At 54.4% G+C, this 14909-nt stretch carries 8 protein-coding genes; 5 read left to right on the top strand and 3 right to left on the bottom strand.

Annotation, left to right across the window (positions count from 1 at the left end; all coding sequences use genetic code 11):
* Positions 1-55: 55 nt before the first annotated feature.
* Positions 56-1135, bottom strand: a complete 1080-nt coding sequence (locus tag ACIX8_RS24845) for an HAF repeat-containing protein (RefSeq protein WP_014267176.1) — start codon at positions 1133-1135, stop codon at positions 56-58.
* 72 nt (positions 1136-1207) lie between these two features.
* Positions 1208-3370, bottom strand: a complete 2163-nt coding sequence (locus ACIX8_RS19865) for an RICIN domain-containing protein (RefSeq protein WP_014267175.1) — start codon at positions 3368-3370, stop codon at positions 1208-1210.
* A 451-nt stretch (positions 3371-3821) separates the two neighbouring features.
* On the opposite strand from ACIX8_RS19865, the gene ACIX8_RS19860 reads away from it, so the two are divergent.
* The 5 genes from ACIX8_RS19860 (at position 3822) to ACIX8_RS19840 (ending at position 13370) form a co-directional block, all read left to right on the top strand.
* A complete protein-coding gene (locus tag ACIX8_RS19860) occupies positions 3822-5189 on the top strand; it encodes a hypothetical protein (protein ID WP_150110684.1) in 1368 nt (455 codons plus the stop codon).
* 432 nt (positions 5190-5621) lie between these two features.
* The gene (locus ACIX8_RS19855; protein WP_014267173.1) at positions 5622-8954 is read left to right on the top strand and encodes a TonB-dependent receptor; all 3333 of its coding nucleotides are present in this window, start codon (positions 5622-5624) and stop codon (positions 8952-8954) included.
* A gap of 56 nt (positions 8955-9010) precedes the next feature.
* Positions 9011-10621, top strand: a complete 1611-nt coding sequence (locus ACIX8_RS19850) for a hypothetical protein (RefSeq protein ID WP_014267172.1) — start codon at positions 9011-9013, stop codon at positions 10619-10621.
* A gap of 121 nt (positions 10622-10742) precedes the next feature.
* Positions 10743-11888: a glycoside hydrolase family 27 protein gene (locus ACIX8_RS19845; protein ID WP_223295394.1), complete on the top strand. Its 1146-nt coding sequence runs from the start codon at positions 10743-10745 to the stop codon at positions 11886-11888.
* A 21-nt stretch (positions 11889-11909) separates the two neighbouring features.
* A complete protein-coding gene (locus tag ACIX8_RS19840; protein ID WP_014267170.1) occupies positions 11910-13370 on the top strand; it encodes a hypothetical protein in 1461 nt (486 codons plus the stop codon).
* A 31-nt stretch (positions 13371-13401) separates the two neighbouring features.
* On the opposite strand, the gene ACIX8_RS19835 is transcribed toward ACIX8_RS19840, so the two are convergent.
* On the bottom strand, positions 13402-14646 hold the full coding sequence (locus ACIX8_RS19835; protein ID WP_150110683.1) for a hypothetical protein: 1245 nt from the start codon (positions 14644-14646) through the stop codon (positions 13402-13404).
* Positions 14647-14909 lie beyond the last annotated feature (263 nt).

Below are 14909 nucleotides of genomic sequence, written 5' to 3'. Positions count from 1 at the left end.
TCATGCCATTGCTACTCGTTATGGCAAAGCGCCTGTCTTCAGCGACTTCCGTTTCTCAGTGTTTGGTCGTGGGGATGAGCAGGCAAAGATGCGTTGTCCCGCCATAAAAGCCTTCTGCCAGTATGCTCCCGTCCGTATTGATCCGGTAGGCCGTCATGAGCAGCCAGCCTGAGTCCTGGGAGACGAGCTTATTCAGATTCACGAGATGACCTTTCTCCCATAGAAAGGCTCGCATCTTCCCCTCGGCGACGGGAGAGCCACCGACGATCTGTTCTGCATCGTTTATGCTGAGCGCACTACTTGGTTCGTCTCCCAGAGAGCCCAGGTCGGTTACCTTGCCGGAGGAGAAAAGTACGGCTCTCGATCCGCCTTCAGCGTCATCCGCGAATCCCACGGCCTGGCGCCTGTGATTGACAGCGAGCGCGCTGCTGAAGGAGCCTCCGGAGAGGAGTCCGAGATCATGGACGCTGCCGTTCGTCCAAAGCACCGCGTGGGTCTTGCCGTTGGGAGCCGTGTTCGATTCACCTGCTATATCGCCTGAATCGTTTACTTCAAAGGCGCGGCTGAAATCCCCGCCCGGCAACGTGCCGAGATCATAGACAGCTCCATGTAACCACGTGGCGGCATGCACGTGCTTATCCGGAATCTCCGCGTTCCCTGCGATCCATCCATTGTTCGCGATGGATTTCGCGACCGCGAAACGCCCTCCTAAGGCAGGCAGGATCTGCAGGGCACCATCTTTGTAATAAAACGCCTGGGTGTGCCGCAGATCATTGGGCGATTCGAGGATACCTGCCAGTTCGTCTTTGTCATTAATGCCAAAGGCAAAACTGTTGCCCGTCTGTGAGGGGTTTCCAATCAGCATGGAGCGCTGGCTATCAACCAGCGCCGCTTTCGTATGCGTTTGGAGAATCACCTGCCAGGAAGCCACGTGTTCTTTCTGGTTGAGCCCGGGTCTTTCGTCGATCTCGCGCGCCATGAATGCGCCCAGATCCACGACCCTATAGCGTGGCGAGTGGGTGCCGGCGTCCTGTGCCTGGCCTGTCGACGTCCCGCAAGTGGCGCAGATCAGGATGACGCCCGCAAGGAGTGCCTGATAGCGCAAGGACAATTCATGATCTCTGTTCTTCTTCACGCCTTTTATGCTCCGCATCGAAACTGGCAGGATGTCCGCAGCCAATGAGTTGCGGACATCCTGGTTGACCAACTAGGGTGTCGGTGCGCCTGCACTGGACGGCGAGAAGCTCCATTGCTGCCAGGCCGATCCTTTATATGGAAATTGATCGAGTTGCCCGCCGGGTGTTGTCGATCCAGCGTCCACATCAAGCGCCTGTCCGCTTTGTACATTTGTGAGTTCATAGGCGCTTCCGCCAAGGGCGGTCACCTGCCACTGCTGCCACGCACCACCGGCATAGGCGCTCTGGTCGACGAGCGCGCTGTTTGTCTTGGAACCGCCGGAGACTTCAAGCGCCAGACCGCTTGCCTGGTTGAGCAGGTAGACCACATTGTTTGCCACATTCGTAAGCATCCAACTCTGATTCTTGCCGCCATTGACGGTGTACTGCTGCATCACTGTGCCGGGGGCGTTAGAGAGAGCGGGATCATCAATCGCCAATCCGCTATGGACACTTGTGATGACATAAGTTCCATTCGCCAGCAGATTGGTGGGAGGAACTCCATTTGGGAGTAGCCCATACACATTGAGAGCTCCGGATCCATCCGGCGAATTGAGAGCTCCGAAGCTTGGGACAAAGACCTTTCCATTGGCTACGGTGGGGGGAACATATTTTGCAAAGTTTCCAATCTCGTCCCGCGGCTCGTTCTGTTTGTCGTTCCACAATTCCAGGAGCGTAGACGCGTCGAAAGCATGCAGAACGCCCTCTGTCGTAGCTTGAGCGGCGTCGCCCAGAAAAGGTGTGCTGGCCCAGATGATTCCGTTCGTATTTCCGTTGGCGGATATCGACAGGAAGCCGCCCGGCATGGCTGCATTGTTGTTCGTCATAGGCGCTGTCATCTTGCTCATCGCAACGGGGGTCGTATTAATTAGTTGCGAGGTGGCGTTGAAGGAAAAAGCCCTGAGGAAGTCGTTCTCACCCCACACATAAATGAGGGGACCTGCCGACGGGCTGTTGAAGTAGATTGGCGTGCCGTGAATATGCTGAGTACCATTTCCAAAGATCGCCTGGAACTCTTGCTGCACTTCATCGGAAGCGGCATTGAAGTGCCCCATATTATTGATGTCTACAAGGTAGAGGCGTCCCTGCTTGCCGCCACCTGTTACCAGGGTAGTTCCTGGAATGCTGAGCAGTCCGGAGGCCCCTAGATCCTGGTCGCCACTATTCAGAACGGCGCTATTGGAGGGGGTAAAGTAATCGAGCAGCGCTAGAGCGGGAGAGAGCTTCGCGAAGCTGTTTCCGGTCTGAATCACACCCGTGGGTGATGCGCCAAAGCTTCCGTTACCTGTCGAGACAAGCAGGTTTCCGTTGCTGTCCACCGTGAGCCCTTGTCCGGCCTGCCAGATGCCTCCGAGTGTCCCGGACGTCGTATCGCTGTAGACATGATCCTGGGCGAGGTTGCTCGCTGTATAGGAGATGATCCAACCGTGATACCCACCAAGATCGTCGTGAGACGACCAGGCGATATATAGATCTCCATTGGCCAGAGTCAGAGCAGGCCGTTGATTCTGAAGCTTGGGATCGAAGGTCAGCGTTCCGTCACTTGTGGTGTATGTAGCGTGAATCTGAACAGGACTGCCGAACTTGGGAGCACCGGTAGTAATATCGAGCGCATTAAGCCATTGCGTAAAGGTCCCCTGATTGACTCCGGTCGATTGGGCAGATGAATTCCAATTGCATAGAGTGGGATTGAAGTTGGCTTCATTGCGCGACACGAAGTAGATCGTATTGGTGGAAGGGTCTATCACCGGGGTCCCTAAAATCCCGACGCCGGAACCGTGAGTGATATTGTTGTGCCATTCCACATCACAGGGATGAACCGGAGTTCCAAAGTTCGCCTTCCAGTATTGCTGACCGCTGTCTGCGTCAAGCGCATAGACGCTGTTATTCATGGTTGCGATGTAGACAACATTGTGGGTTCCCTTGTTGGGAATGGGAAGATTCGACACATAGAGGGGCTGCGTGAATACCTGACCGTCGACTGCGACAGAAAATAATTTCCCAAACTGGCTGGAGTTGACATTCTCCGGGGTCAGCACTGTCTCATTCAGGTTCGCACCTGTTCTGGCGTTGTCATTATGCTGGGTCAGTACATTTACAGTACTAGTCGTTTGCGCGGCCAGCGAAACACCGAGAAAGGGGCCAAGGACTAAGGCCATCAGCTTTCGGGCAGGACAGCGTGCGATGAGTGGCATTGGGCATCCTTTAGGGGGTATGTATCGAATCTGGCTTCTTTGGAGCGATTGAACGGAATTTCGGTTAGGGTTTTCGATCTTTAGGGTCGTGCAGAGGCCGCGGTTCCCCTCGGGCGAGGATGTCAAGAATGGCGAAGGAGCATGTTAGCGTGATCGTAAACCAGTGGAGACAGTTGCGTCACATCCGGGGCCAGAGCTCCATCTACGTTGGGCCTGCTTCTGGCCAGGACGGTCTGTCAGGGGATGTGGCGTGTTTGTGTGCCCTATCTGCGAACTGCTAAACTCGTGCTCACATTTGAACTCTGGAGGGCTGGATTTGGGACACGCGGATGCATTAGCAACCACACAGCGTGCTGTTCCTACATCCGAGCAGTGCCAACAACAGGTTCATCGGATCCTCCATTCCGCTACCTTCCGAAATGCCTCGACACTGCAGCAGCTCTTTCAATTTGTGGCGGATAAAGCCATTGCCGGGACCACGGAAGGGCTTAAAGAGTACACAATCGGCGTTGAGGCCTTTGGCCGCAAGCAGGACTTCGATCCCAAGACGGACACGATCGTTCGGGTTCAGATCCACCGCCTGAGGCAGAAGCTGAAAGAGTATTACGATGCCGAGGGCAGTCACGACCCTATCCTGGTCGAGATCCCCAAAGGGCACTACCTGCCAAGCTTCGAAGAGATTGCAGTTCCTGTAGCGGCACACGAGCCCGCTGCTTCCCCTCGGCTAGATACAACCGTCTCCGTCACGACCCGGTTGCTGGAGCACAAGGCGGAGGAGAGTCTCCCCTCAACAGCTACGGAAAGACCTCGCTCGAGCTGGATCTCTTCTGGTCGTGCGTTGATCGCGGTAGCGTTACTGGTGGTCTTTGGAGCTGGTTTCTGGATTGGCACCAGGCAGATGCGCTCTGGAGTTGAAACTTTCTCTCCCAATCCAGAGGTAGCTTTGGGGAGATCTGCCGATCCGGTGAAGGTGTTTTGGGCCAATCTCCTCGGCAACGACTCCGCTCCGGTCATCGCCTACCCGGATGCTGTCTTTCTTTTGGACGACTCCAACGATCTCTTCCGGTTCCGCCAGGGGGCGAGCGATAGTCGCGGTGCCGCTGTTGATCCGCACCTTGCGCGGCAGTTTGCCTCTAACCCGGCCCTGGTCGCTCAGGCTGGCCAGCTCCACTATGAAAATGGCTACACTGGCACGGGGGAGCTTCAAGCCATTGCGATGTTGTCGAACCTCTTTGGACAGATGGGCGTAAAGGCAACCATCAAACCCAGCCGCGATCTGACGCCCGACGATCTGAAGCAACACAATGTCATTTTATTCGGCTCACCCTTCCAGAATATTGCGGTGGCCCAACTCATCGATACGGGCGATTTTACGTTTGATAATCCCGATTCACGGCATGAGCAGTGGAGAGCCCAGATTCTGAATGCGCACCCGCGAGCTAATGAAAGCCCGGCTTACCATACGGAGCGGGACCCTGTTACCCAGGTATTGAAGACGGACTATGGTCTTATCTCTATCCAACCCGGTGTAGTCCCAGGGCGATATATTGTCGTCTTGGGGGGACTGGATACGAAGGGGACGGAAGGGGTAGCCATGTTTGCCACTTCGAACCTGGGGGTGGAGCAGCTATCCAAAATTCTGGCCGACTCCGAAATATCTGCTGCCAAGGGCGAAACGCCCTTGTTTCAGGCCCTAGTACGCTCTCATCTTGAGAAGGGGTATCAGGTTCTGCAGGCCGATCTGATGGCAGTACACAAGCTCCACGCTCAGCCCCCGAGCGGAGCCGGCGGACCTATCCCTCAAGCCTCAGGTCACTAAGAAGCTTCTAGTCCCAGTCTTGTTACTCGTTAGAATGTTCGCTTCCTCGCTGAAGCGACAGGGCAGAGTTATGCCCGACCGCTTGCAAGTTCTTCCTGATAAGACCCTCAAAGTAGGAAGCCGTGGAATAACATCCAGATGTTTCCTCCATTTTTATGTCGAAATTCTATGTAACAAGCCATGTAACGTAGATGAAACATCCCCTCAAAGCGCCTGTAACGTGCACGTTGCAGATATCCGTAGCCCTCCGGTAACTAGACTGTCGTAGTTTCGCCCCGCTACCGTTTCGAGCGTTGAGGAAGGGAGTATTTCCCCTCCGTCAACCGTACGGCTTCGCGGAAGATACCTTCTCCTGACAGATCAGGCTGAGTTGCGGATAACAGGTACGGCGTTGAAGCCAGGAAACGAAGGAAGAAAGCCGGAGGAGGCGCTATGAAATTAGGAACAGCCACACATAAAAAGACCGCGAAGTATAAGTGGCCGGAAAATCTTGCAGCCAGGGTACTGGTACTGGCCTGCTTGTTGATGGTCACGCCTCTGGCCTTTTGCCAGGGCGTAAGCGGACGTATCGTCGGAACAATCCAGGATGCGACCAATGCAGTCGTTCCAGGGGCGGTCGTCACCATTACCAACCAGGACACCGGCTCCGTCGCGAAGACCAAATCAAACTCGTCTGGTGAATACCGCGTCGACAACCTGCCGCCGGGAAATTATCAGGTCAAGGTGGAAGCGAAGGGCTTTCGTACCGTGATCTCGAGTGGGAATGTGGTGACTGTCGATAATGCCAACCGGGACGACATCAAGCTCGAAGTCGGTATGGCAAACCAGTCCGTCGAGGTGACAGCCGGAAATCCATTGGTAGATACCACCGGCTCCTCGCTTGGTGAGGTGTTGAACGAAAGGGATATTAAAAATCTGCCTCTCAATGGCAGAATCTTCTCGCAGCTGGTTGATACCGTTCCCGGAGCTGTTGCGACAGGTCCATCCAGCGCTCCGGAGGCGGCAGCAGGTGCTGGTGCCCAAACCGCGATTACCGCCAGCGTGAATGGCATGCCCTGGTCAGGAACTACCTATACTCTGGACGGCGTCAGCAATATGGAGTTGCTGAATGCGTTCATGACGGTGACGCCGGCCCTGGATGCTCTCCAGGAGGTGAAGGTTTCAACCGCCAATGCAGATGCCACGGTGGGCACCTATGGCGGTGCCCAGGTCAATGCGTTGATTAAATCCGGAACGAACAAGTTTCATGGTTCGGCCTATGAGTTCTTCCGTAACGATTCCCTGAATGCGACCGCATGGGACTCCACCTCCAAAGCTCCGGACAGATCGAATCAGTTTGGAGGTTCGCTGGGTGGGCCCATTATCAAGAACAAGGCCTTCTTCTTTGTGGATTACCAAGGGCTACTGCTGGACAACGGTGTCTACTACAACCTGACGGTGCCGACCGATCTGATGAAGCAGGGGCTCTTCCTCGCCAGCCAATTTCCGGCAATCTATGATCCGACTACTCAAAAGCCTTTTCCTCTAGTTACGACTGCCCAGGGGCAGGCTTATCAGATTCCGGCTGCTCGTTTCGATGCCGTCTCGTCACGGATGGTGGGGGCGGCAAACATATGGCCTGAAGCGACGAACCAAAACAGCATTGTGAACAATTACATTGCGAACAACACCCAAACGGATGACACGCACCAATTCGACGTCAAGGTTGACTATCAGCTCCACAATGGAGACCGGCTCTTCGGACGCGAGTCCTATCAGCGGCGCGATCTGACGGCTCCCTCCCCCGGGACGCAGTGGATCAATATCAGCAATGTCAATGCCCAGAACAGAATGCACAATGCTGCAGTCGGATACGATCACACCTTCTCTCCATCGGCGACGAATGAGTTGCGCTTCGGTTTCAATCGGTTCTACACGAAGGACTTCGGCAACGACTTTGGAACGAATGAAAATACGACGCTGGGTATCCCAAACGGCAACATCGCAGGTTTTCCGGGAGCCTCTGGATTGGCAATCTTCAACCCTGGCAATGTCGCGGCGACAGGGTCGCAGGACTATACAGATGCTCATCGCATTACGAACATCTACCAGATCACGGATAACTTCACCAAGGTGTTAGGTAAACATACCTTGACGGTAGGTGAAGACTACAGGCGGCTGCAGGCGTCGTTGACGAACGCCAACGCCAACCAGAGTGGAAGCTTCTCCTTCAACTCGGACTACACGAGCAGTTGCACGAACCAACCCTCCTGCCCCAGTTCCATAGGTGGCAACGGGTTTGCAAGCTTTCTGCTGGGGCTTCCCTCGTCGTTGTACAGAGGCTTCGTGAATACCGATCCGGCTACGCGCGCTAACCTCTGGGGTGTCTATGGACAGGACACGTACATCGTAAACAAGAGCTTGACCTTGAACCTTGCCTTGCGCTGGGACGTTGTTACGCAGCCCGTAGATAAGTTCAACCGCCAATCTAACTTCAACCTGACAACGGGATTGCTCGATATCGCGACCTCAGGTAATCGTGCTCCGAATGTCGATAACTACTATGGAAACGTCGCTCCCCGCGTTGGGTTTTCATACTCTCCCAACAATGGAAAGACCGCGATTCGCGGTGCCTTCGGCATGACGACGTTTACGGCTAACTATGGCGGTATCGGCGGCAGCCTCGAACGTAACTTTCCTTTCTTCGAACAGTTCTATCTGAACCAGCAGTTTGCCTATACGCCGTGGACGCAGGTGAGCACTGATGGTCTGCCCGGGTTTGTTCCACTTGCAACCGACGCGCCGGTTACACCGCAGCCCAACTCGTCGGTAGCGTATATGGCGAAAAACTTCCGGCCCGATAATGCAAACTCGTGGAACATCGGTATACAGCAACAACTCACCGCTCAATCGGCTTTTACACTCACCTATGTCGGGACGAAAGGGACGCACTTATTTAGAGAGAGAAATATCAATACGCCGGAGCCTGGGCCCGGCGACCAGATTACTCGGCGGCCTTATTATCAGATCTCCCCCAATGCCTCGTCGATTAACTACTATGGGGCTGATGGAGCCTCCAGCTATAACGCGTTGCAGGCAGAAGTGACGATGAGGTTTTCGCACGACCTGCAAGGGCGCGTGGCTTATACCTGGTCCAAAGAGATAGACGACATGAATATCTTCGATCCTATTCCTGGGCAGGATCGTTTGAATCGTGGACTAGGTACAGGACAGGCACCGGACGTTCCGCAGATCTTTGTTGCCAGTCTTACTTATCAGCTTCCTTTCGGCCAAGGACGCCGATGGCTGACAAGCAGCCCTCGTGCCGTGCAATATCTGGCAGGGGGTTGGCAGATAAGCACGATTACTCTATTGCAATCGGGCCAGCCCCTAACCTTCGGAATATCCTCCGACAATCTGAACAATGGTGTAAGCAATAGGGCTGAACTTACCTGCGCTGCTGTAGGCAAGGTGAAGAAGCCTTCTGAATGGTTCGATACAAGCTGCTTTACAACTCCAGCACAATATCAACTTGGAAATTCAGGAGTGGGTAAGGTGTTCGGGCCGGGATATGAAAACGTCGATCTCTCCTTGTCCAAGTCTGAAAAAATTCATGACGAGATGAACATTAGTGTTCAGGTCGATGCCTTCAATGCCCTTAACAATCCGCACATGGGAAATCCAAACACAACGTGCTGCACCAGTCAGAATCCATTGTTTGGCACCATTACGGGCACGAACGGCCCTCCACGCAATCTTCAGTTGGGTGCCCATCTGACCTTCTGATCGCATACTGCATCCGGCACTGCCGGCATTCTCTGCTTAGGAGGAGCCGGCAGGCCATGTTCGACGAGGGAAAGATAACGTGGAAAGGAATCCGCAAGATGGTGGATAGGAGAGAGTTTCTAGCTGTCCTGATGGCAGCGGCTGTTTTGTCTCAGGCAGAGGGGCTTGCAGAAGGTAATACTTCTCTGAAAAAAACAGGAAGTAGTCTGGTGCCGGAGGAGCCCTGCGGCAAGCCGAATTACTGGTGCACCTGGGCCGTACAGAATTATATGTACGGGCAGCATCTCTCGAAGCTCGATCCTAAAGTATTGGAGGGCGATTCAGGCAGCAAGCTGGCTCACGATGCGATGACTCAGGACGTTCTCTTCGGGAGGGCAGGATGGGTGTCGGAGTTCTTCCCCAGGATTCGTAAGGATGTGTTCTTCCTTCTCGATGATGGCTGGGAGGCCGGAGGAACTGCGACCTTCGAGCTAGATAAGGGAAAGTTTCCTTCTTTCTCCGGCGCTCCTGCCGATCGGCTTAAGAAGCTGAATCATGCAGTACAAGCGGCAGGATGGCGTGGCACGGCATTGTGGTGCCGTAATACTCCTGGAGGAACTGCGGACCTTCATCTTGAAAGTCTTAGTCAGGCTGCTGAGATCAGATATTGGAAGATTGATATCGGTGATCCGGCATTCGAGCTTATAAAGCTGCGCGATGAGGCCCATATCCCACTTACCCTGGAGCACGTACACGGCGAATTGCCGATGAATGGCAGTTGGGAGAAAGACGGACGGTTTGGTGCGCAACCCTGGGGCTCTGTCAGAATGGAAATCCTGCGCCATACAGACGTCTATAGAACCTATGATGTCACTTCGATCCTGTCTTTACCCACGACGCTTGATCGGCTTGCAGAGATGCTGAAGGGGGCCGAAGGGCACCCAAAGATTCAGGCGCTGTTGAATGTCGAAGATGAGGTTTACGTAGCCGCAGCTATGGGATGCACGATGGGTATCCTGCGGCATCCTCTGGTTGGAATGAGACCGGGTGGAGACGTGGACCTGTTTTTCAATGGACCCCGGCGAGCGAAACAACGGATGGACGAAGTTGTGCGGGCACTTCGTTGGCAGCGAATTGCGCAGCCATTCTCTCCGGGACAGAGCTCTGTTAACCTCAGTGCCGAAATTCTGACCGATAGCTGGCTCTTTGAGCCTGGTCAAACTTGGCAAAACGAGATCATCGGAAAGACTGTGCGACAGGGAGCGCCTGCCTGCCTGGCTCGCAACATAAATCTGCCTACGGTGAAGGCAACAGGGGAGAAGCCGTTTGTCTTCGCGACAAGATTTCCAAACGGTGCAGTTGCTATCGGGGCGCAAGAGCGCACAAAGGTTGGCAAGGGCTGGTATATGCCCGCATGCGATGTAACTCTATCGATAGCCGATGCGCCAGGGCCCTATGGAGTATTTGGCTATTTCGATAGCCTGACGCTGATCTCGGATCGGCCACTGCAGGGCAGGCGTATTCTGGCGCAGGACCTGGCTGGAGATGAGGCAATCGATATCTCCAGCATGGTGCAGGTCAGAGGCAAGAGTCTGTTGATCCCGGGTCAGGTGATTCGTCGGATCGGCCTCCATCAGGCGACCCCTGGAGATCTGTCCGCACCTGGATTGGTGATTGCCATTCACTGAAGAGAAAGAACTTTCAAGTATGGATATCTGGCATACTTCAATGCGAGACTAAATCGATGTATAGAGCTGCGGCTCAACTGTTCAAGGAGAAAGACTAATGAAGAGCTGGAAGTTGTGTTTGATGGCTGCGTTTTGGGCTCCTTTGGGATTGATTGCACAGAGCATCCCGGTAGCTGCGACCCCGCCTATGGGTTGGAATAGCTGGAACCACTTCGCTGACAAGGTAACCGACGCCGACGTGCGTGCGGCGGCAGATGCTCTCGTGGCCAGTGGAATGCGTGACGCTGGGTATGTGTACGTCAACATCGACGACACATGGGAAGCCAAGCGCGATGCTCATGGCGTCATTCAAACGAATGAGAAGTTTCCAGACATGAAGGGTCTTGCGGATTATGTCCACTCGAAGGGGCTCAAGTTGGGGATCTATTCTTCACCTGGGCCCAAGACCTGCGCCGGTTATGAAGGCAGCTATGGTCATGAAGAACAGGATGCACAGACCTATGCCGCTTGGGGAATCGATTATCTGAAGTATGACCAGTGCAGCTTCGGAGATTTGATTGCCAAGGAGGCTGGAAACGACCTGGACAAAGCCGCAGCTATGCAGCGTGCAGCCTACGAGAAGATGCACGTTGCCATCGTCAAGACAGGCCGTCCTATGGTGTACAGCTTTTGCCAGTATGGACTGTACTCGGTGTGGCAGTGGGCCCCGAAGGCGGGCGGAAACCTGTGGCGGACAACGGACGACATCAATGACACCTGGGACCGCATGACGCTGATCGGCTTTCAGCAGGCCGGACTTGAGAGCTTCGCAGGACCAGGACACTGGAATGACCCGGACATGCTGGAGGTCGGCAATGGCGGGATGAAGAAGTCAGAGTATGAAGTGCACATGAGCTTGTGGGCGATGCTATCCGCACCTCTATTGGCGGGTAACGATCTAAGCAAGATGACTCCAGAGACAAAGGCGATCCTGATGAACCGAGAGGTGATCGCTATCGATCAGGATGCCCTTGGGCGTCCCGGTAGAAGAGTTTGGGCCGAAGGTCCCATGGAGATATGGGTGAAGGATCTGTCGGGAGGCAAAAAAGCGATTGCGTTCTTCAATCGTGGTGAGTCCGCAATGATCTTCGATCCTAAGTTGAAGGAGCTTGCTGGCTTTAGAGGCAAGTCTTTGCAGAATCTCTGGACTAAGGAAGAGCTGGTTCTTGGGCCTACTGCATCCCTTCGTGTTCCTAAGCATGGTGTCCTCCTATTGGAACAGCGTTAGTCAGTGGAGGCAGGAGTGGTTGTGAATCGATATCTTCTAGTCGTTGTTCTCTCAACCACTCTTGCTCTCCATGCGCAGACGGCAACGCCGATATCGAGCTTGCAGCTCGAGTCGTCGGACCCTAAGCTGGTGCAGGCCTTTCAATGGGCAAAGTCACAGGCACTGGCTTATGCGCATGACCATTCCGATCCTGTAGGACCATGGTATGAGGCTGCGCTTCCGGGGCGTGATTCGTTTTGTATGCGAGACGTTTCACATCAAACCACGGGAGCCGCGGCCCTGGGGCTATATCCAGAGAATCGCAATATGCTGAAGCGGTTCGCCGCCGCCGTTTCTCCTGACAGAGATTGGGCAGGGTATTGGGAGATTGATAAGCTGGGGCAGCCGTCCGCCGCGGACTATCGGAATGACAAAAATTTCTGGTACAACCTGCCGGCGAACTTCGATTTGCTCGACAGTATCGTTCGCATGTGGCGTTGGACGGGGGACGATACCTACATCAGCAACCCATCTTTTCAGCGCTTCTTCAATGCGACAGTAACCTCCTATGTGAGCGCCTGGAACCTTCAGCCGGACCTGATTCTCAAGCGGCCCCGGATTATGAATCAGCGTTTGCCTGCCGGCAAGTTCGTGCAAGCGCGCGGAATTCCAAGCTATTCGGAAGGGGAGGTTGGTTTCAACCTTGGGACAGATTTACTGGCGGCTGAGTATCGTGGCTTTGAATCTCTTCAACTTGTTGCCATCAGTCAGCACGATTCAAAACACGCTCAACGGTATGCGGATACCGCAAATAAGATCCTGGAAATCATTGAGAGTAAGGCCTGGTCCGAGAAAGATCACCACTTTATGGGTTTCTTCTCTCAGGATGGCAGCAGGCACGGCTCGGGCGATGCCATGGCTCTTTACTTTGGAGCCGTTAAAGATCCCTCCCACATTCGTGCCGCGCTCTCTTATATCGAATCGGAAAAGTATTTGAATAGCATTGGGATTGAAGAGGAGAGCTATCTTGCCCAAACCTTCTATCGCTATGGGGAGAAGCGCGCAGCGTATGAACGCATCATGGATCTAACCCGTCCTGATAAAGAGCGGCGCGAGTACCCAGAGGTCTCCTACTCAGTCATTGGAGCTATAGCTACAGGCATGATGGGCCTCGAAGTGATTGGCGATGGTAATTCGGAGCGCCCACTGCTTCATTCGTTCTCGCGACTTCTCCATGAATCCGATAGCGCTACGCTAAAGGGCATTCGTATCCGAGGGAACGTGGTGGATCTGGAACACCTTGGAGACAGAAGAAGCACGTTGAGTAATCGTTCGGGAGAAACCATTCACTGGCAGGCAGCTTTTCCCGGTACGGTCTCGAGTCTTATCAAGAATGGTCATCCCGTTCACGCTCAAACATCCTTCGACGCAGCAGGGGCACCGATGAGTTGGATCATTACTGACGTTCCGGTAGGGGCTACGGTCTCTGTAAGCCGGCCTTGAGGGAAGGGCCATTGTGAGGGCGCAGCGTCAACTACCAGAGATAGGTGCCCTCAATGGAGGGAGAGCCTGTCTTGCCGTCGATCACCTTTGTTTTGAGGACGACCTCCAGGTTCTTATTCTTCCAGTCAGAGGGCAGGCGTTTTTCAAGTCCTTTGAGTAGTTCATTGGAGGCTACGAATTCGCCTGCGGCTTCGGTCCCGTTGCGTCCGGCTCCGGCGATCACCATGACTACTCCACCAGTTGTCGGGTCATGAAAACGGGCGACGATGGCGCAATCCTGAACAACCGTTAGATGAGAGCCGGGACCAGCTACCTTGCTGAGTACGTAAGCCCACTCCTTGAACTGTGGGTTCTGGGAATCTTCGACGTGCAATAGATTCATGGAGCTGAAGTGAAAACGAAGCGGCGCAAGAAGCTTCGTCGTCCACAGATTGGAAGGACCTCCGATCAGGATAACGGGACGGTCTCTCATATCTGTAAGTGTGATATTGGAGTCCATCTGAATGCGATAGGACACATCATGTTCCATGAGGGGCTTGGACGCATGAATGATCGCCGAAACATCCTCGGCTGCAATGTCTGGATTGTCTTTAATCCAGGAGGGCAACTCCTCTTTGGTAAGAGGTCCGGCCATAAAGGGGCCATCCAGCGCGGCGGGGGCTGGCGCCTGTGGAAGGCCGATAAGAACTGTTTGAGACGGGTCGAGGAATCCAGTCCAGAGCTTCTCGAAGGGGCTCTTCTGGAGATGGAGCACCAATGCCCAAAGGCCTCCTCCTACGAATAGTACTGAGAGGAGCACTGCCCCTATCGACCATTTGAGACGAGACCTGCTCGCCTTCGCGGCGACGGGCACAGCTTCCGCTCTGATCCCTGAAACATGGGGCAAGGACATCTCAGCGGGCTCTGCGAAGGTGGTTTCCGGAGGGAAGGGCGGAGGCTCGGGCTCAAACCGCAACTCCGGTTGGTAGGACCCGAGGGAGAGGTAGATCCCTACCCCCGTACTGCTAATGGACTCCGCATGATAGAGCGACAGTCTTTTACGGACCTCGCTCGCGGTGTTGCGGACAGTGGGGTCGGAGTTCGTATCGTAGTCGGCAGGACGACCAAACACCTCAATCCCAATGAGGCGTTCCTTGATCTCGGAACCTTCGCCTTGAAGAGTCTTTTCTACGATGTAGGAGAGAAACGCCGGATAGCGTTTGCTGTTTCGGAAGTAAGGGCTGGCGACGATTGCTCGAAGCTCCGCCCGCACCAGTTCACATTCTTCTGCTGACAACGGGACCCGAGAAGACTGGTCATAGAGGACTGATGCCCGACCCAAACCTAAAGTTCCTCCGCCCGAATGATACGTGATTCGTTACAGCACTGTACAGGTTCATGCCACCCGCCGGAGCTCTTCAGAGACGTTTTCCTGAACGTTGGTTAGCAGCAGAAGGCCTCACCTATGCTGAACAAAAATAAAGACTAACCGATGTCTGTGACGGCATGGGACGGGTTGTCTCATACCGTATCGTACTTCCGCTTTCCTGTTCCGCTGTG

The sequence above is a fragment of the Granulicella mallensis MP5ACTX8 genome, from assembly GCF_000178955.2.
Taxonomy (GTDB): Bacteria; Acidobacteriota; Terriglobia; order Terriglobales; family Acidobacteriaceae; genus Granulicella; species Granulicella mallensis.
This window is presented reverse-complemented; position numbering and strand designations above follow the sequence as displayed.